17 protein-coding genes are annotated in these 17,320 nt (G+C 50.9%); 4 read left to right on the top strand and 13 right to left on the bottom strand.

What is annotated here, in order from left to right:
* Positions 1-31 precede the first annotated feature (31 nt).
* The 4 genes from AC4G46_RS02525 to AC4G46_RS02510 all read right to left on the bottom strand — a co-directional run bounded on the left by AC4G46_RS02525 (position 32) and on the right by AC4G46_RS02510 (position 3,484).
* On the bottom strand, positions 32-1,306 hold the full coding sequence (locus tag AC4G46_RS02525; RefSeq protein WP_491126550.1) for an MFS transporter: 1,275 nt from the start codon (positions 1,304-1,306) through the stop codon (positions 32-34).
* 117 nt (positions 1,307-1,423) lie between these two features.
* Positions 1,424-2,821 (bottom strand): ATP-binding protein, encoded by a 1,398-nt coding sequence (locus tag AC4G46_RS02520; protein ID WP_491126549.1) that lies wholly within the window; start codon positions 2,819-2,821, stop codon positions 1,424-1,426.
* 139 nt (positions 2,822-2,960) lie between these two features.
* Positions 2,961-3,224: a hypothetical protein gene (locus AC4G46_RS02515; RefSeq protein ID WP_491126548.1), complete on the bottom strand. Its 264-nt coding sequence runs from the start codon at positions 3,222-3,224 to the stop codon at positions 2,961-2,963.
* A gap of 56 nt (positions 3,225-3,280) precedes the next feature.
* Positions 3,281-3,484, bottom strand: a complete 204-nt coding sequence (locus tag AC4G46_RS02510) for a CsbD family protein (protein WP_491126547.1) — start codon at positions 3,482-3,484, stop codon at positions 3,281-3,283.
* Positions 3,485-3,951: 467 nt separating this feature from the next.
* Between AC4G46_RS02510 and AC4G46_RS02505 the strand changes: the two genes are divergently transcribed.
* From AC4G46_RS02505 to AC4G46_RS02490, 4 genes are all read left to right on the top strand, one after another.
* A complete protein-coding gene (locus tag AC4G46_RS02505; protein ID WP_491126546.1) occupies positions 3,952-4,860 on the top strand; it encodes an FMN-binding protein in 909 nt (302 codons plus the stop codon).
* A 50-nt stretch (positions 4,861-4,910) separates the two neighbouring features.
* Positions 4,911-6,791 carry an FAD-dependent oxidoreductase gene (locus AC4G46_RS02500; RefSeq protein ID WP_491126545.1) on the top strand — a complete coding sequence of 627 codons (1,881 nt, stop codon included), beginning with the start codon at positions 4,911-4,913 and terminating at the stop codon, positions 6,789-6,791.
* A 220-nt stretch (positions 6,792-7,011) separates the two neighbouring features.
* Positions 7,012-7,461 (top strand): hypothetical protein, encoded by a 450-nt coding sequence (locus AC4G46_RS02495; RefSeq protein WP_491126544.1) that lies wholly within the window; start codon positions 7,012-7,014, stop codon positions 7,459-7,461.
* An 18-nt stretch (positions 7,462-7,479) separates the two neighbouring features.
* Positions 7,480-8,460 (top strand): polyprenyl synthetase family protein, encoded by a 981-nt coding sequence (locus tag AC4G46_RS02490; RefSeq protein WP_491126543.1) that lies wholly within the window; start codon positions 7,480-7,482, stop codon positions 8,458-8,460.
* Between the two features lie 269 nt (positions 8,461-8,729).
* Here AC4G46_RS02490 and AC4G46_RS02485 read toward each other — a convergent pair whose 3' ends face one another.
* The 9 genes from AC4G46_RS02485 to AC4G46_RS02445 all read right to left on the bottom strand — a co-directional run bounded on the left by AC4G46_RS02485 (position 8,730) and on the right by AC4G46_RS02445 (position 17,206).
* Positions 8,730-8,924 carry a hypothetical protein gene (locus tag AC4G46_RS02485; RefSeq protein ID WP_491126542.1) on the bottom strand — a complete coding sequence of 65 codons (195 nt, stop codon included), beginning with the start codon at positions 8,922-8,924 and terminating at the stop codon, positions 8,730-8,732.
* 422 nt (positions 8,925-9,346) lie between these two features.
* On the bottom strand, positions 9,347-10,231 hold the full coding sequence (locus tag AC4G46_RS02480; protein ID WP_491126541.1) for a UbiA-like polyprenyltransferase: 885 nt from the start codon (positions 10,229-10,231) through the stop codon (positions 9,347-9,349).
* A gap of 42 nt (positions 10,232-10,273) precedes the next feature.
* Positions 10,274-11,584 (bottom strand): aspartate aminotransferase family protein, encoded by a 1,311-nt coding sequence (locus AC4G46_RS02475; RefSeq protein ID WP_491126540.1) that lies wholly within the window; start codon positions 11,582-11,584, stop codon positions 10,274-10,276.
* A gap of 231 nt (positions 11,585-11,815) precedes the next feature.
* Positions 11,816-13,741 carry a peptidase U32 family protein gene (locus AC4G46_RS02470; protein WP_491126539.1) on the bottom strand — a complete coding sequence of 642 codons (1,926 nt, stop codon included), beginning with the start codon at positions 13,739-13,741 and terminating at the stop codon, positions 11,816-11,818.
* Positions 13,742-13,760: 19 nt separating this feature from the next.
* Entirely contained in the window at positions 13,761-14,552 is a 792-nt protein-coding gene (locus AC4G46_RS02465) for an energy-coupling factor transporter transmembrane component T family protein (RefSeq protein ID WP_491126538.1), read from the bottom strand.
* Positions 14,545-15,423, bottom strand: coding sequence for an energy-coupling factor transporter ATPase (locus AC4G46_RS02460; protein ID WP_491126537.1), 879 nt, complete (start codon positions 15,421-15,423; stop codon positions 14,545-14,547). Before AC4G46_RS02460 ends, AC4G46_RS02465 begins: the two co-directional genes overlap by 8 nt.
* Entirely contained in the window at positions 15,399-16,256 is an 858-nt protein-coding gene (locus AC4G46_RS02455; protein WP_491126536.1) for an ATP-binding cassette domain-containing protein, read from the bottom strand. Before AC4G46_RS02455 ends, AC4G46_RS02460 begins: the two co-directional genes overlap by 25 nt.
* 19 nt (positions 16,257-16,275) lie before the next feature.
* Entirely contained in the window at positions 16,276-16,839 is a 564-nt protein-coding gene (locus AC4G46_RS02450) for a Gx transporter family protein (RefSeq protein WP_491126535.1), read from the bottom strand.
* Positions 16,823-17,206: a NusG domain II-containing protein gene (locus AC4G46_RS02445; RefSeq protein ID WP_068723743.1), complete on the bottom strand. Its 384-nt coding sequence runs from the start codon at positions 17,204-17,206 to the stop codon at positions 16,823-16,825. Before AC4G46_RS02445 ends, AC4G46_RS02450 begins: the two co-directional genes overlap by 17 nt.
* Between the last annotated feature and the right edge of the window lie 114 nt (positions 17,207-17,320).

The raw sequence follows: 17,320 nt of genomic DNA, 5'->3' as shown, positions 1-17,320 counted from the left end.
CTTCCCTGTTATTCACAGCTAGACGCTGCTGCTATTCATCCCGGAGTATCCGGCGGCCCAGCAGCACAGCAAGGACGATCATCAGCACTCCGACAACAATCTGCATTCCATAGATTTGCGTCCACTCCGGCCAGTCAACAATCCATTCGTAAATTCTGCCCCCGAGCAGCGGTCCAAAAAAAGCTGCCAGCCCGGTAAGCGCTGCATACATTGCCATGTACATCGGCCGTTCCTTCTTCGGGGTATCCCCGATAATAAAGTTAAAGGCCAGCTGGTTGAAGCCTCCGACGCCCATACCGAAAATAATGTGGGCAGCAAACAGGACCGGCAGCATCGGCAGCACGGACAGCATCCCCCACATCAGCGAGGACAGCGCAATGATCGGCAGTGTCCAGAGCAGAAGCCGCTTGTTGCTGTATCTGGCGTTCAGATTCCCCCAGACATAGAAGCTGGCCATCATGAATACAGTCTGCGACACATTAAGAAGCGAAAGCGTCTCGTAATTAATATTCAGCAGCTGCAGCATGACGTAAGAATAGAGCGGAACTGTAAGGTTCTGCAGCAGCAGCCAGGCGGCAAGAAACAGCGTCGATTTCATAAACAGCTTATCGTGAAGCGGTTTCCTGAACATCGGCAAAAATGATTTTTCCTCCGACTTTTCAAACGGCACATCCGGATAAAAGCAGAAAACGATAATATTGGCGATGGCACAGACCCAAACGACAATATAAATGATGAGAAAGCCGTGGGCTCCGGGATAACGGTCCAGCATAACGCCGCCCCCATACATCACGAGACTGCCTAGCGCGTTCAAAAAGGTATTACGTATGCCGAAATACCGTCCCCTTACCCGCGCAGGAACGAGGTCGCTGATTACGGAGTTCCACAGCATTCCGCCCGCCGTACTGGAAATAAAAGCGGTTGTATACAAAATAATAAATGCGGTAACCCAATGCTCTTTCGGAAACAGGAACGGCACAAGGCCAGTCGAGCCCCAGAGCAGCCTGTGCAGCCCTGTGAATATCACCATGGCCCACTTGCGGCTCGGCAGCTTCTGGATCAGGAAGGCTACGCCGATCTGCGCGATATTAACCAGTGTAGTCAGAGCAAGTACAAAACCGATCTGGCTGGAGCTTGCTCCTAAGTACAGCAGAAATCCCGTCAAAAACTGCCCTTGCAGCAGTACCTGAAAAATAGTTGAGGGAATTCCTTCAATTGTAGCAATTCTTAGATTGTTGCGGTGGACTGAAGCTTTGCGGATTCGTTTGGGACGGGTACCGGGCAGCCTGTTTCTCATGATGTTCATGGGGGTGGTAACACTCCTTCGATGCGGCATTGGCTTCATTCTACTCGGCATCAACCCCAAGTCAATACAGCAAAGTCACAAAGAAAGTTGGAGGCTGCTGCAGCCCTTCATCCCAGGTTACAAGGGCAGGTAAAGTGAGAAGCGGCTCCCCTGCTGCTCTTCACTATGCAGGGTGATAAACCCGCCCAAAAGTCTTGCAAGATCATTGCTGATGGATAAGCCGAGTCCGGTTCCCCCATATTTGCGCCCGATTGTCGCATCTGCCTGCTGGAAGGCTTCGAAGATGATATCGTGCTTCTCTGCGGCAATTCCAATGCCGGTATCCTGCACGTCAAAAACGATCCAGCGCCGCAGCAAGGCCCCGTCCTTCTGCTCAATTGTACGGATATTAAGAGAGATGCTACCTTCCGTAGTAAATTTAACGGCATTTGCAAGCAGGTTACGGAGAATCTGCTGCACCCGCTGGGGATCCGAATGAATAATTCCGGGTACCCCTTCATCCTGTGTGACCTTGAACTCCAGCCCTTTCAGCCGGGCCGCTACACTGAACTGCAGTGCCAGCAGCTCCGGAATTTCGCTGACGCTTAAGTCCTCCTTGTTGATGTCCAGCTTGCCGGCCTCTACCTTGGACAAATCCAGAATATCATTAATGAGCAGGAGCAGATCCTCGCCCGAGCGGTGGATAATCCCGGCATATTCCCCGGTCTCCTCCGGGCTTAATGAATCTCTGTTTTCTTCTATTAATTGTGACAGGTTGATAATGCTGTTCAGCGGCGTACGCAGCTCATGTGACATCGTCGCCAGAAACTCTGATTTGTACTGCGAAGCCAGCATCAGCTGCTTGGCCCGCTCCTCAAGGGCAATCTTGTTCTTGTGCAGCTCCTCGGTCTGTGAGGATAGCAGCTCGTTGGCTCGGACAATCTGCCCGTTGCGCAGCAGCTCCAGCTGGAAGTCACGGATAATCAGCGCAAACAGCAGACTGAGAACCAGGCCTCCGGCCAGGGTCACCGGCATAATCTCTGTAAGATAAATCCGGTCCGGAATCACGCCAAAAATAAGGATATTGACCGTATTGGCCAGGTTCACTATGAGGATTACCGCCAGTCTCTTAAAGCGGAGCGATGCAGCAGAGCGGCTGACCCACAGGCTGAGGCCGGCGCAGACAAAGCCCAGGATAGACAAATTAATTACACCGGCCATCGCTGCTTCATTTACGCCGAAGGTCAGGCGGGTGATCCCGGTGCCTACACCGATCAGAATAAGAATGAACGGCTGCGGATAAGCGAGAGTAGAGATAATCAGCGGCACAATGCGCAGGTCAAAGATTACATTTTCATCCAGTCTGTAACCGAAGAAAGAGCTGACCCAGCCGGCAAAAATCGCTACCAGAACCCAGCATATCTTTTTCACCTGTTCAGGTGCATATGTAATAGTATGTTTATATATTAAATTGCCCAGATAAGCCAATGTTATCAGCAGGGCTGTATTGACAAAAAATATTTTGAGATATTCCATTGCCTCACTCCCACAGCTCAAATAAATAACGTCCTGTCCATACTATCATATAGTTCCTTGAATTCATAAAACCATAGTTCCAGCGTTATGTATATATGAATCCTGAATTAAGTGCAGATAACAAGAAGAAGAGCACAAATCATATACGATTTGCGCTCTTCTTCTGAGGCGAAAACAAGGGCAGCATTCTGTTCCAGCGCTTTCTCGGCACCTGCATCCGGCTTATTTCTTCACTTACAGGTACCTGCACCTTGTCCGGCTCACATTCAGCCTGTGTCCATAGCTCATCAGGAAGCTTATAATACCGGGGATTATAGGTACAGAACATGTCACCTTGCTGGGTTAGCACCCGGTCAGCCTGCACTTCAATAATCCTTCCCGTGACGACGGTCGGTTTGTACATAGGACACCGCCTCTTTATGCGAATGTGACTAGCTTGTTATTTCGTAAAAGGAACCGTTAGCTCCGGACAGACTGCCCCCAGTTACGGTACTCTTCCTCAGCCTTATCTTTTGTGTGGCCGTAGCGTTCCTGCAGCTTGCCGATTAATTTATCTTTTTCACCGTCAATTACATCAAGATCATCGTCAGTGAGCTGGCCCCACTGCTTTTTGGCCTCACCTTTGATCTGCATCCATTTTCCTTTAAATACGTTGCTGTCCATACATGTTCATCTCCTTAGTTTCCCTGTAGTTGTAGGTATATTCAGAGCTTCACGTGCTATCGTTTTATTACCCGTCAGCGCCGGCAATGAATCCTTAACATCGGAACGCCAACGTCGGATTTTGTCACATAATAGTCTTTTAAAAGAGGGTGTTCAAAATTTTTAAAATTTGATATAATCTAAACATAGCTAAATTACTTACAGATAAATTAATTTAGGTTTAAGTGATTATTTTCACATGTATGACCGGTATATTATGCTAAAATGCCTTCGGAGCAGAAAGAAGATGTTTAAAATTTTACCTTATGTTTACTGATAAGTGTCAAAGTACTGCAATAAAACAGGTCATATGCCGATAATAAGAGTGACATTTGTCATTTATAAAGTGATAAATATCACTTCCAAGTCTATTAAAATGTTTTACATTTTAATATATATATTTTAAACTATTTTGGAGGTCATAACAAATGAAAAAAGCTTCTGTAATTTTGTCGAGCGCCCTGGTTCTGGGCACCCTGCTTGCAGGCTGCGGAAACAACAACAACGCCGCTAACACTGCTGCTACCAACGCACCTGCTGAGACAACTGCACCTGCTGCAACTGAAGCAGCTACCAACGCACCTGCTGAAGCAGGCCAATACCAGGACGGCACTTACTTCGGTACAATTGAAGCCGATGCTGAAACCGGCTGGCAGACTTACGCTTTGCTTACAGTAGAAGGCGGTAAAATCACCAAGGCTGACTGGAACGCGTTCAACGTTAAAAATGCAGGCGATTTGAAGAAGAAAGTATCCGAAGACGGTAACTACGGTCTCGTTGCCAAAGGCGGCGCTCAAGCAGAATGGCACGAACAGGCTGCTAAGGCTGAAGCTTTCCTGATTGAAAAACAAGATCCTGCTGCAATCACTACTGATGCTGAAGGACATACTGATGCTATCTCCGGCGTATCCGTACACGTTAACGACTTTACTGCTGCTGCACAGGCTGCTCTTGCTGCCGGTCCTGTAGAAGCTGGTCCTTACAAAGACGGCGGCTACAAAGCTGAAGGCGAAATGGATGCAACTTCCGGCTGGAAATCCACTGTTGCCCTGACTGTAGCTAACGGTAATGTAGTAGCTGTTAACTTCAGCGGTGTAAATGCTGCCGGCGACGACAAGAAGCAATTTTCCATCGATGGTAAATACGGCATGAAAGCCGGCGGTGCTTCCGCTGAATGGCACGAAGAAATCGCACTTGCTGAAAAATACTTCCTTGAAAACAAAGGTGCAGCTCCTGCCCTTGATGCTGAAGGCAAAACAGACGCTATTTCCGGCGTATCCATCCATGTAGGCGAATACTTTACACTTGCAGAAAAAGCACTCGAAGGCGCGAAATAATTAATTCGCTCTCCTCTTGCAGCTAATCAGACGAATGAGGTGAATTTCTCTTGAAGAAAATAGTCATTTTGGGCGGCGGCTACGGCGGCGTACTCACGGCTAAGAAACTGGCAAAGAAATTTAAGAACGACAAAGATGTAGAAATTAAACTTATCGACCGGAATCCCTATCACACTCTTTTGACTGAGCTGCATGAGGTTTCAGCGAACCGCGCGCCTGAGGATTCAATTAAGATCGATCTGAAGAAAATCTTTGCAGGTCTTAAAGTTGATGTAGTTCTTGACGAGATCAGCAATATCGATTTCAAGAACAAGAAGCTTAAATCAGATAAAGCTACTTATGCTTATGATTACCTGGTAATCGGCACAGGAAGCAAACCGACCTTCTTCGGTATTCCTGGAGCTGAAGAGAATACCTTCTCCTTCTGGTCCTATGACGACGCGGTAGCGCTGAAACGTCAAATCCGCGATATGTACACCAAAGCGGCTAAGGAAAAAAATCCGGCTGTACGCCGTTCGATGCTGACCTTCGTTATCATCGGCGCCGGCTTCACCGGTGTCGAGCTGGTCGGTGAAATGGCTGAGCAGCGCGATGAATTGTGCAGAGAGTTCTACATCGATCCTTCCGAAGTACGTCTGATCGTTGCGGATATGGCTCCTAAGGTTCTGCCGATTCTGCCGGATAAGCTGATTCAAAAGGCTGAAGCCCATCTCCGCAAGCTGAACGTGGAAATCGTAACCGGCGCAAAAATCACCGAAGTCGGCAAAGGCAGCGTTGCCCTCGGCGAGAAGAACGTTGTTGAATCCCAAACCATTGTCTGGACTGCAGGTGTTGAAGGTTCGGAAATTGTGGGCAACCTTGATGTTAAACAGGAAGGCCGTAAACGTATCGTTACCAACGAGCACCTGGAGAGCGTTGACCATAAGAATGTCTATGTTGTTGGAGATAACATCTTCTTTATTCCAGAAGGCGAAACCCGCCCTGTACCGCAAATGGTTGAGAACGCTGAACAAGCGGCTCCAGTCATTGCCGGAAACATCACAGCTGACATCAAAGGTACAGCTAAGAAAGCCTACAAACCAGGATTCCACGGTACGATGGTTTCCATCGGAAGCCGCTACGGTGTAGCGAACGTTGGACTTCCAGGCAAGCTGTTCATGCTTACCGGCTTTATGGCTATGTTGTCCAAACATTTTATCAATATGTTCTACCTCTCTCAAGTGGTAGGTTTTAACAAGGTATGGACTTACATGATGCACGAGTTCTTCCATGTTGAGAACCGTAAGAGCTTCCTGGGCGGCCATTTCTCCAAGCGTTCGCCTAACTTCTGGATCGTTCCGCTGCGTATGCTGCTCGGGGGAATGTGGCTGTATGAAGGTATCGACAAGCTGAAGAAGATCTGGGAAGATCCGGATAAGATTTTCCTGATTCCGGCTGCTCCTTTTGCTACTGATGCTGCATCGTCTGCCAGTGTAGCTGTTGACGCGGTTAAAGATACAGTAGATGCACAATCCGCAGCTTCAGCAGTATCGACTGCCAAAGAAGCCGTATCTGCACTTCCTGTTCCGGGATTTGTTTATGATACTACCAACTGGTTCATGGATTTGATGTTCTACAACAATGACGGATCTTACACTTTCCTGGCTAAATGGTTCCAAATCGGTATGGTTTGCGCCGAAATCGTCTTTGGTGTTATGCTGATCGTCGGCCTGTTCACAGCAATTTCCTCGCTGGCAACCATCGCAATGGCAGCTATGATCTGGTCTTCCAAGATGGCAGCAACAGAAATGCTCTGGTATGTTGCAGCAGCGATTGCCTGCATCGGCGGCTCCGGCAGCACTTTCGGTCTGGACTACTACGTTCTGCCTTGGCTCAAGAAGCAGTGGAAGAGAATTCCGCTCGTACGGCGCTGGTATCTCTTTACGGACTGATCTTAATCAATACTTTCTTCATCATTTATAAGCCATAATTCATATAACCATATTATTATGTGTTTTATATGTGCTACAGTTGAATAATATATTCTAAGGAGTAATGTGTCCCTGGGACACATTACTCTCCTTGTTTAACAAGGTTTTAAAGATTGGTTTTGTAGGGATAATCAGGGCGGTGGATGCTTCCGTCAAAACCGACATGAAGGAGAGAAGCTTAATGAACAGACAACTCATTGAAGATACCATCCGGCAATTGCAGGCTGAAATGTCCCCGGTCGCCGGTATTCAATTGGATCTCTCTCCGGCGGAATGTGAGCGGATGCTCGCGGTACTGGAACGCCATGATCTGGAATATGACCGTAAACTCCATTTGCTTGGTATTTATAGCATTCTTACTCTGGCTGCTGAGCGCCATATGGAATGCGTCCCACATCACCCCGACCTTACCCGCAACATTTTGGACGGAGATTATTTATACAGCTTCTATTTACAGTTCGCAGTGAAATACCGTGAGCTGGACCTGGTTGCTTATCTGGCTCCCTCCGTTAAGAAAATGCAGATCAGACGTTCAAATGGAGACTTCGCAGAGTTTAATCCGGCGGCTGGAATCGATGAATTCCTTCTCCAGGAGAGCAGGCAGCGAAGCCGCACAAGCAAAGCCATTTGACAGGTGGGAATCCGATAGATGAAGCTGCATGAAGCCTTAAACATAGACCTGAATGAAATTAACCGTGAAATCAAAAATCTAGTGGCCCGTGATAAGGATGTCCCCAAAAAATCTCAGCTCGCCCAGAGCATCCTGGAGCTGATCGGCTCCGGAGGCAAGCGTCTGCGCCCGCTTATGGTCATTGTCGGCGGCCGGTTCGGCCGCAAACCAGCCGGACGCAGAACGCTGCAGCTCTCTGCCGCTGCTGAATTCATTCACGCCGCCTCTTTAATTCATGATGATATTATCGACGGTGCTGAGCTGCGGCGCGGCGGAGCCGCCCTGCATGTGAAGACCGGCGTACTCTCCGCTGTTCATATCGGCAATTATATGTCGGCCAGGGTCATCGAGCTGCTCAGCAAATATACCGAAGACAAAGACCGTTACGTCCATGACCTGTCATCCGTAGCTACCGCCCAGCTCTGCCTTGGTGAGTACCAGCAGATGGAGCACGCCTTCGATTATGACCTGACGCTCGAGCAATACCTTGAGAAGTCCCTTAACAAGACGGCGATGCTGATGGCCACCTGCCTCCGGGTCGGTGCACTCTCTACAGAGAGTCCCGAAGAGGTGGCCGAGCTCCTGTACCGCTTCGGCGAGGCGCTGGGCATGTCGTTTCAGATCCAGGATGATCTGCTCGACTTCACCCAGTCTGCCGAGAAGCTGGGGAAGCCTGCCGGCAGTGATCTGCGGCATGGCCAGGTAACGCTTCCTGTCCTGTTTGCCCTTGAGGACCCTGCGCTCGCTCCTGCGATCCGCAAGATCGGTCCTAGTTCCTCCGAAGAAGAGGTTACTTATGTACTGAATCTCATCACCGGCAGCGATGCCCTTGCCCGCACTGCGGAGGTGAGCCAGAGCTATCTGGACCAGGCCGCTGCCATTATTCAGCAGCTCTCCGGGTATCCGGCTCATGCCGATCTGCAGACGCTGCTGCAGTATTTTGCCGGCCGTGATTACTGAGATATTAAGGTATGTATAAACACATTAAGCCGTATCTTAAACGTGTAAAATTTTAACTGTTTCCGAAGAGCCCTCGGGCTCTTTTTTTTTGCGTTCTAGCGCTATGGGAATACGGGGAGACTACGACGATTAACTAATTGGAAATTCGCCATCTAATTCTCTGAAAACCACCGGATATAGGATAATAGATGGAAAAAGCACACTTAATATGATCTCTTTTGCGTCAAAAAGGAATTCCCGGCTGAATTAAGTGTTGATTTTCCACCTATTCACCACAATTTTAAAAAAACAGGGAATTTAGTTGCCGAAAATCCACTTAGATGCTCAGGACCTGCGGCTTGTGCCCCCTTTCTATCTTTATTTTTGCTTTTTCTTTTGCTTTTTCTTTTGCTTTTTCTTTTGCTTTTGCTTTTGCTTTTTCTTTTGCTTTTTCTTTTGCTTTTGCTTTTGCTTTTGCTTTTCATTGTTGCTAAACCAGCGAACGCAGCAAGGCGCCCGTGAGCGTTGTTTAGCAGTTGTTTGTTTTTTGGGGTTGGGGGTTGGGGGTTGGGGGTTGGGGGTTGCCTTAGCTTTTTAGATGTTGTTGCACAGCAAAAAGGGCGCGTAGCCAGCCTTTACGCGCCCTTGCTGCCCGCCCACTACTGGGCAGGCCTGTTGTCTTTTTGTTGTTAGCCAAGCGAGGCAAAGAGCGAGCGGAGAGGAATTTTGAGCCTTACGGAGCGGAGCGTCCGCCTGAAAGCTTTCCAAAGGAAAGCTCGCATCGGAAGCATAAGCTATGTTTGGATTTCTACCGCGGACAGCGGGTTAAATGAGGAAATTCAAACATAACAGCGGCCGGAAGTCCAAACATTCCTCGCAGCAGAGCCTCCCCTGCCGAGCGCCCCCCCTAGCTAACATAAAAATAATCAATCAGCGTGCACAGTACAATCACCATACTGATCACCTGGTTCAAATTATAAGAAGCCACCTTCATCAGCTTCCGGTTCGACGGCTTGATGATCTGATGCTCCGTCATCAGAAGCAGGGTTGCGATGCCGATGCCCACCAGATACATCCAGCCCAGATCGCGCCAGACATACAGGAAGAGCAGCAGCAGTACCATGATGAAATGCAGCCCCTTGGAGATGAGCAGCGCATTTTTCAGACCGAAGAAGCTCGGAATCGACCAGAGGCCGTGCCGCCGGTCAAACTCGATATCCTGGGTGCCGTAGATGATGTCAAATCCGGCAATCCACAGCATAACAACTGTGCCGATTACAAACGGCGTGAAGGCAATGTTCCCGGTCACAGCAAACCATGCACCGATGGGCGCGGAGGCAATGACAAAGCCCAGATACAGATGGCTAAGGAACGTGAACCGTTTAGTATACGAGTAACTGGAGATCAGGACAATCGCCACAGGCGACAGAATCAGGCAGAGCAGATTCAGCATCCCGGAGGCAACGATAAACACGCCGTAATTGATAATAATAAACAGGATAACTTCCTTCTCCGCCAGCAGCTGCTGCGGCAGATGCCGGTGCGCTGTCCGTGGGTTCTGCTTGTCAAATGTGCGGTCAACCAGCCGGTTGAAGGCGTTGGCACCATTGCGCGCCCCGATCAGGGCAATCAGGCCCCACACCATCATATGCCCGGAAGGCCATCCGCCGGCGGCCCAGACCATCGAGATGACGGCAAACGGCAGAGAGAAAAGCGTATGGGAGAACATAACCAGCTCGCTGAACATCTTCAGCTTAAGGGCTGTCGTCTTAAAAGCATTCATAATAACCATTGTATTCGTCCTTTACCTTTGATTCCTGTACCTGCTGCGCGCTTAAGCCTGCACAGCGGCAGACAAGCGGCTGGAGGCCTGCAGCAGCACCTCATCCAACACTTCAAGCAGCCCGTCTATATTCTCTGCTGTAACAACCAGCGGCGGCTGGAAGGCCAGGACATTGCGGCCTACGCCGTTTTTGCCGATCAGATAACCGCGGTCCTTCATGTCTTCCAGCACATCATCAGTCAGTTCAGCAGCACTCACTGCAGCATTGCCGGCCAGCTCGGCTCCCAGCATGAAGCCCGTGCCCCGCACGTCCGTGATCAGCGCCGGATAGCTCTCCCGCAGCTGCTCCAGTCCGGCTTTCAGGCGGCCGCCCAGCTCTGCCGCACGTGCCGGCAGCTGCTCACCTTCAATATAATCGAGCACGGCGAGCGCCGTAGCAGCCGAGACCGGATTTCCGCCGAAGGTGGAGGCCGAAGGACGGTTTAGGGAGGCGGCGATTTCATCTGTAGTGGCGAAGGCTGCCACCGGCACGCCGTTGCCGAGCGCTTTTGCCATACTGATAATGTCCGGAACCACTCCAAAATGCTCAATTGCGAACATGGCGCCGGTACGGCCGTAGCCGGTCTGGATCTCATCGTCGATCAGCAGCACGCCGTATTGCTCCAGCAGCGCTTTGACCTCGCGGAAATACGATGGAGCCGGCATAATCATGCCTCCGTTACCCTGAATCGGCTCAACGATCATCGCGGCGATGGTATCGCCCTTTTCTTCCAGTACCCGCTTCAAGCTCTTAATGGACAAGGCTGCCGCCTCTTCCAGAGTCAGATCAGGATGATACGGCCGCTCTATGAAGGTGACATCCTCGTCCAGATAGTTATCCGTCCGCCACATCTGCAGGCCGGTCACACTCATTGTCAGATTGGTGCGCCCGTGCAAACCGCTCTCGAGGGCGATAAACCCTTTGCGGCCGGTATGCATTCTGGCCAGCAGCAGCGCACCTTCATTCGCTTCAGAGCCCGTGTTCACGAAAAAGCTGCGCCGCAGGCCACCCGGAAGCACTGCCGCAAGCCGCTCTGCCAGATCTACGTTTGGCTGGGTCAGATACACCGTGGATGTATGCTGGAGCTGCTGAAGCTGGGCAATGGTCCGGTCAGTAATCGCCGGATTGCAGTGCCCGCAGGCCACTACGGAAACTCCGGCAAAGAAATCCGTATACTCCTTGCCGTTCTCATCATAGACATACTGCATGCTCCCGCGTACAATTTGCGGGGCATCACGGTAAAAGTGTGCGGTACAAGGATAGAAATACTGCCTGCGTTTGGCGGCTACAGCCTCTCTGCCGATAAATGATGTCTGTTCCATGAAGAAGCCTCGCTTTCACTTGATGAATTCTGCGCAGAACCGGAGGCCGTCCTGTTCAGGACAGCGTAACCGGTTGTACTTGCTTTACCAACTATTATATCTTCTGCAGCGCGGATTATGGGATAAAAGATTGCTAAGCTTCCAAATCGCTTTGTTTGTGAAAAATGCCACTTGATAGTCTATACTCTGGCAAAATAAACAGGTTGCCTCTATGATTTTAAATTTGAAATATTAATTAAACTGCAGTGAACCCAACGTATATCCGGCATACACCGGCTTCAGCCCGCCCAGCAGCTCCTCTTTGTTCCCCTTGCCGCCAATAGCAGCCTGATAAGCTGTAATGATTGTGCGCAGCTCTGCAGTGCTGTAAGTAGCCCCTTCAATCCGGAAGGTGGAGATTCCCAGTCCCTTCATCTCATCCAGCATCGGCAGGTAGCACAGCTCTTTGGCGAACAGCAGGTGGCAGCGGCCGTATTGGTCGCGGTAGACCGGATTTTCACCTTTATCCGTTTTGAGCACCAGGACGTTGTTGCTGACATACACATTATCTTCCTCGCCGATCGGCTCCATCACCTCTGTGTTTTCGAACAGATCATGCTCCATATACATCAGCGCCGGCGTGCCGTGTACGACAACTTCAAGCGGCAGATTACAGCGGGAGGTAAAGGTGGCAAAATGCTCTAGCGTCATCTCCGGTGAAACGGTCAGCTTTTGCAGGCCCAGTCCGGTATACAGCTCAGCAGCCAGATGATTGTACACATTAAGATTCACATCCCCGATCATCGGATAACCCATATCCTTGAAGCGGCGGATTGCCCCCAGATTCGTAACCAGCAAACCGTCTACCGGCAGGCGTTCCCCGCCCAGCAGCTGGCTGAACTGGTCAAAATGCAGCTCCGTCATCATACGCGGCATGCCCAGATACAGCTTTGTCTCACCTTTCAACGCGCCAAGTTCTTTAATATCCTGCTTGGTCAGCGGCAGATCCGGTTCAAACACGTCGCCCGGCAGATACAAATGCTCTACACCCAGCGCAAGCGCCAGCTTCGCCTGCTCCATATTGTTAACGCGCACAGCCAGTTCAGGCTTGTTCACTTGCGCCCTTTTGCCTGCTGCCATCCGTTCACGCAGCTCTATTACCCGGCTCTCAGACAGCTCCCGTTCCGCAGTAGGGGTACTGAACACTTTTCCTGTACTGTAGAATTTGCCTGTTCCTTCATAGCGGCGGTTAATATTCGATAATCCCGGCTTGCCAAAAGCATACGCTGTAGAAAAGTCACGTTTGCGGTTGTTGTGCAGCATTTTGGAGTCCACCGTGCGGTTAAAGCCGACCGGATCATCAATATAGCGGTCAATCGCTTCGCCGTAGCTGTTCGCCAGCATGACCATAAAGTCCTTATCACGCATCCGGCCTTCAATTTTGAAGGAGGTGATGCCCGATTCAATCAGCTCCGGAAGGTGCTCATACATGAACATATCTTTAACTGCCAGCGGATATTCGGCCGGGAAGACGTAGCCATCCTTCTTGATCCGGTAATCCCAGCGGCAAGGCTTCATGCATTTGCCCCGGTTGCTGCTCATTCCAAACACCTGGGAGCTGAAATAGCAGTTGGCCCCGTGCACCGAGCACATATCACCGTGAATGAAATACTCCAGTTCCATGCCGCTTCTCTGCCCCAGCAGCTTCGCTGTCTGCAGATCCATCTCACGTGAAGTGACTACCCGGCTTACCCCAAGATCGCGCAGCGCATAGATCATTTCAAGATTATGGACATTCATCATGACTGAAGCATGAATCGGTACAGTCAGCCCCATCTCGCGGATCAGCTCCAGCACCGCCATATCCTGTACAATCAGCGCATCCGGCTGAACCTCGTCCAGGAACCGCAGATACTCTCTAGCTTCCTCTACATCCTCTTCACTGAACAGATTGTTGACGGTAACATATACTTTTTTACCGAGATTGTGGGCCATTACCAGCGCCTGGGCAATCTCCTCATGCGACAGGTTGTAGCCTTTGCGCATCATCCGCATATTCAGGACCGGTCCGCCAAAATAAACCGCATCACAAGCTGATTGAACAACTTCCTTGAAGATTTCAAAGGTTCCTGCCGGTGCCAGTAATTCAATTTCCCTGCCATTAAAATAACGTGCCATGCTTGTTTCCTCCTAAATATTACAGTACTGCTACTGCAACTCCCATGATGATGAACATTACGACAAATAAAGTATCAGCTGTGCCCCACCTCAGGCGGTGATACCGGGTACGGGGCGCATCCATGCGGAAGCCTCTGGCCTCCATGGAATAGACCAGATCCTGTGCCCGGCGGAAGGCGCTTGTGATTACAGGTACAAGCAGCGATACCAGCATCCGGCCCTTTTCCTTCAGCGGCAGCTCCTTCAGATCGGCACCCCGGGAGGCCTGTGCCTTCAGGATAATCTGCGATTCATCAAGAATTGTCGGAATGAAGCGCAGTGCAAGCCCGATCATCATGGTCAGCCGGTCAGGCTTCAGCCCAAGCTTCTTAAATGGAGAGAGAATACCCTCCAGCCCCTGATTCAGCTTGCCCGGAGTCGTCGTAAACGTAAGCAGGGAAGTGAATGTGACCAGGAACAGCATCCGGATTACAGAAAAAGCCCCCAGCCGCAGACCGCCCTCATACAGCGAAAAGGAGCCTAAGGTCAGCCAGGCTTCGCCTTCTTTTACCGAGAGCATCTGTACAATAAAAATAAACAGCATCAAAAAACGCAACGGCTTAGCCGATTTAATGTAATATTTGAGCGGAATGCGTGTTGACAGCATCACCAGAACGGAGAATACCGCCAGCAGCCCCATGGCTGCCCAGGAATGCGAAAGCAGAATAATGGCGAGGTACAGCAGCATTCCGGTTATTTTGGACCGGGCATCCAGCTTATGTACCCAGGAGCCGGTCTCTATGCTGCGCCCGAGCAGCAGACGTTCATTCATGGCTATCCCTCATTCCTTCAGCCTGCAGCAAAGCGATCCGCTCCGCCAGGCTTTCTGCAGTCAGGCAGGGCTGCTCGCCCTCCAGTCCGAAGCGCCGGGCAACCGCATGCCAATACCGGAGCGATTGCGGAACACTCAGACCGCAGCGCTCCAGAATATCCGGGTCTTGCGCAAGCGCAAGGCCGCTCCCCTGAAAAACAAGCCCGCCTTCCTTCAGCAGCGCCCAGTGATCAGCGTACGGCAGCAGCTCGTCCATCCGGTGGGTTACTATAATAATGGTCCGGCCCTGCTCGCGGCATAGCCGCTCCAGCAGTCCGATCAGCTCAGCCCGGCTGAGCGGGTCCAGTGTCGCTGTCGGTTCATCCAGAACAATAATCTCCGGATCCATCGCCAGTACGGAAGCAATGGCCGCCTTGCGCATCTGTCCTCCGCTTAGCCGGAACGGGTTGCGCTCCAGCAGTGCAAGATCCAATCCCATATCGGTCATAGCCTGACGGGCGCGCGCCTTGGCCTCCTCCGGGCTCATTCCGAAATTAAGCGGCCCGAAGATCAGATCCTTCTCAACCGTCTCTTCAAACATCTGCTGCTCCGGGAACTGAAAAACCAGGCCGACCCTGCGGCGCAGCGGCAGCAGCCTGGGCGCTTTTTCCCCCGCCTGTATCGTCACATCCAGCACCTGGACCGTCCCCTGGGAAGGCTTCAGAATCCCGTTGAACAGCTGCAGCAGCGTAGACTTGCCGGAGCCCGTCGCCCCGGCGATTCCGACCATGGATCCTTTGGCAATACTAAGATTAATATCATGCAGCGCCGTCTGCCTCCACAGGCTCCGGTCAGCGTAGGTATAGCTTACTTGCTGTAGTTGTATGGCCATAACGTATCTATAAGCTCCTTTTCACTGGCGGGAACATCCGTCCTGATGCCTAAGCGCTGTAATTCACGGGCAAGCTGCCAGGGATACGGCTCACGCAGATGACATTTGGCAAGAAGCTCCTGATCCCGGAAAAGCTCACCCGGCGCTACATCTGCCGCCAGGCTGCCCCCGTGAAGGGCCAGCACCCGGTCGGATGCCAGAATCTCATCAGCATCATGCGTAATCATCAGAATGGTATAGCCTTCGTCTCGCATCCCCTGCAGAATAACCAGCAGCTCATTGCGGCTGCCCTCGTCCAACATGGAAGAGGCCTCGTCAAAGATGACGATGCCTGGCTTCATGGCTAGAATAGAGGCGATTGCCACCCGCTGCTTCTGGCCGCCGGACAGCTCACCTGGATGTTTGGACAGCAGATGGCTGATTCCCAGCTTCTCTGTATACTGCTTCAGGCGTTCGTCCATCTCTTCATAGGATAAACACAATCCTTCCAGACCGAACAGGATATCCTCCTCTACGGTAGCCCCGATAAACTGGTTGTCGGGATTCTGAAAGACCATGCCGATGCTTCCGCGGATTGAACCGATCGTTTCTTCTTCCAGAAGCTGCCCGCAGACTACGATTTCCCCTGCGCTTTTGGGAAGCAGGGCATTCAGCAGCTTAACGAGCGTTGATTTGCCGCAGCCGTTCGGGCCGACAATGCTTACCCATTGTCCCCGGGGAACCGACAGCGTAATATTATGCAGAATAGGGTGCTCCGGATCGTAACCGAATGCCACCCCATCCAGAGAGATGACTGTCTCTCCCGTTTCATTTACAATGTTCGTTTCCTTCATGTTCGTCATCCTTCCGCAGCTAATGGCTCCGTCCGTCCAAAAACTCTTCAAACAGCGAAATCTTTGACAGTGAAGCCACCAGATAACGCACTGCAAAGCCGACCAGAATCCCGGTTACAATCCCCGTAATCAACAGGATCGGCAGGTAGTACAGAATGCTTGCAGAATTAAATACCATGGATGCAGCCAGCAGCTGTCCTGTATTATGGGCAAGTCCGCCGGCGATGCTGATTCCGATTACACTCAGTCTTTTGCCGGTGAAGCGGACAAGCAGAAACATGACCACGAAGCTGAGCAGGGAGCCGAACAGGCTGAAGAGCAGGCTTGAGAACGTACCAAGCAGGAATGCAGTAAGCAGGGTCTTCAGGATCACCAGTACAAAAGCGTCGCGCCCGCGTAAAAAGAAAATACAAGTCAGAATCATGATGTTGGCAAAGCCCAGCTTGGCGCCGGGCATCAGTCCCATTCCGGCAAGCGGTATCTGGGCTTCCACTATACTAAGCACTACAGCAACGGCCGCAAATATCGCAATAATGACCGTTCTTTTCAGCACTGTTGCCGATTCCTTACTGGACATAGCCATCGATTTCATCTCCTCCCGAAGTCCCTGCAATCTCTACCAGCACCCGGTGCGGCAGACAGACAATGGTCTGTTTGGGCTGGGTAATCCGGCCAAAACCGAGACATACCTGATCGGGACAATCCGCTTCATACATTTCAATTCCGTAGTCATGCACTTTTAAAAGGTTATAGCCCCGCTCTGTGCGGATTTCGATACTCTGTTCTTCCTTTGTAAGCTGCACAGTCTTAAACAGCTTGCCGTCCACTGTTATATTGGCCACGAGATTCTTGCCAGGCCCGCCTTTATCATCGCCCAGCCATCTTGGCACGAGAAAGGCAAGCGCAGCAATCAGCACGATGGAAATAAGCAGCACATCTGCGCGTTTCATAGAATTCTCCTTATTTTTTAATTAAAAACCAGACTTCATAATTATAACGGTCTGCCCTTAATCCTTCAATGAATGTAGTCGTTAATTGTCGGTTTTACAGAGCTGTTTCACAAA

The organism is Paenibacillus sp. fava2 (genome assembly GCF_058313675.1).
This window is presented reverse-complemented; position numbering and strand designations above follow the sequence as displayed.

What these genes read in the sequence shown, in the direction of transcription:
- AC4G46_RS02525 (WP_491126550.1), bottom strand. Translation starts at nt 1,306, where the DNA reads ATGAACATCATGAGAAACAGGCTGCCCGGTACCCGTCCCAAACGAATC.
- AC4G46_RS02520 (WP_491126549.1), bottom strand. Translation starts at nt 2,821, where the DNA reads ATGGAATATCTCAAAATATTTTTTGTCAATACAGCCCTGCTGATAACA.
- AC4G46_RS02515 (WP_491126548.1), bottom strand. Translation starts at nt 3,224, where the DNA reads ATGTACAAACCGACCGTCGTCACGGGAAGGATTATTGAAGTGCAGGCT.
- AC4G46_RS02510 (WP_491126547.1), bottom strand. Translation starts at nt 3,484, where the DNA reads ATGGACAGCAACGTATTTAAAGGAAAATGGATGCAGATCAAAGGTGAG.
- AC4G46_RS02505 (WP_491126546.1), top strand. Translation starts at nt 3,952, where the DNA reads ATGAAAAAAGCTTCTGTAATTTTGTCGAGCGCCCTGGTTCTGGGCACC.
- AC4G46_RS02495 (WP_491126544.1), top strand. Translation starts at nt 7,012, where the DNA reads ATGAACAGACAACTCATTGAAGATACCATCCGGCAATTGCAGGCTGAA.
- AC4G46_RS02490 (WP_491126543.1), top strand. Translation starts at nt 7,480, where the DNA reads ATGAAGCTGCATGAAGCCTTAAACATAGACCTGAATGAAATTAACCGT.
- AC4G46_RS02485 (WP_491126542.1), bottom strand. Translation starts at nt 8,924, where the DNA reads ATGAAAAGCAAAAGCAAAAGCAAAAGCAAAAGAAAAAGCAAAAGAAAA.
- AC4G46_RS02480 (WP_491126541.1), bottom strand. Translation starts at nt 10,231, where the DNA reads ATGGTTATTATGAATGCTTTTAAGACGACAGCCCTTAAGCTGAAGATG.
- AC4G46_RS02475 (WP_491126540.1), bottom strand. Translation starts at nt 11,584, where the DNA reads ATGGAACAGACATCATTTATCGGCAGAGAGGCTGTAGCCGCCAAACGC.
- AC4G46_RS02470 (WP_491126539.1), bottom strand. Translation starts at nt 13,741, where the DNA reads ATGGCACGTTATTTTAATGGCAGGGAAATTGAATTACTGGCACCGGCA.
- AC4G46_RS02465 (WP_491126538.1), bottom strand. Translation starts at nt 14,552, where the DNA reads ATGAATGAACGTCTGCTGCTCGGGCGCAGCATAGAGACCGGCTCCTGG.
- AC4G46_RS02460 (WP_491126537.1), bottom strand. Translation starts at nt 15,423, where the DNA reads ATGGCCATACAACTACAGCAAGTAAGCTATACCTACGCTGACCGGAGC.
- AC4G46_RS02455 (WP_491126536.1), bottom strand. Translation starts at nt 16,256, where the DNA reads ATGAAGGAAACGAACATTGTAAATGAAACGGGAGAGACAGTCATCTCT.
- AC4G46_RS02450 (WP_491126535.1), bottom strand. Translation starts at nt 16,839, where the DNA reads ATGGCTATGTCCAGTAAGGAATCGGCAACAGTGCTGAAAAGAACGGTC.
- AC4G46_RS02445 (WP_068723743.1), bottom strand. Translation starts at nt 17,206, where the DNA reads ATGAAACGCGCAGATGTGCTGCTTATTTCCATCGTGCTGATTGCTGCG.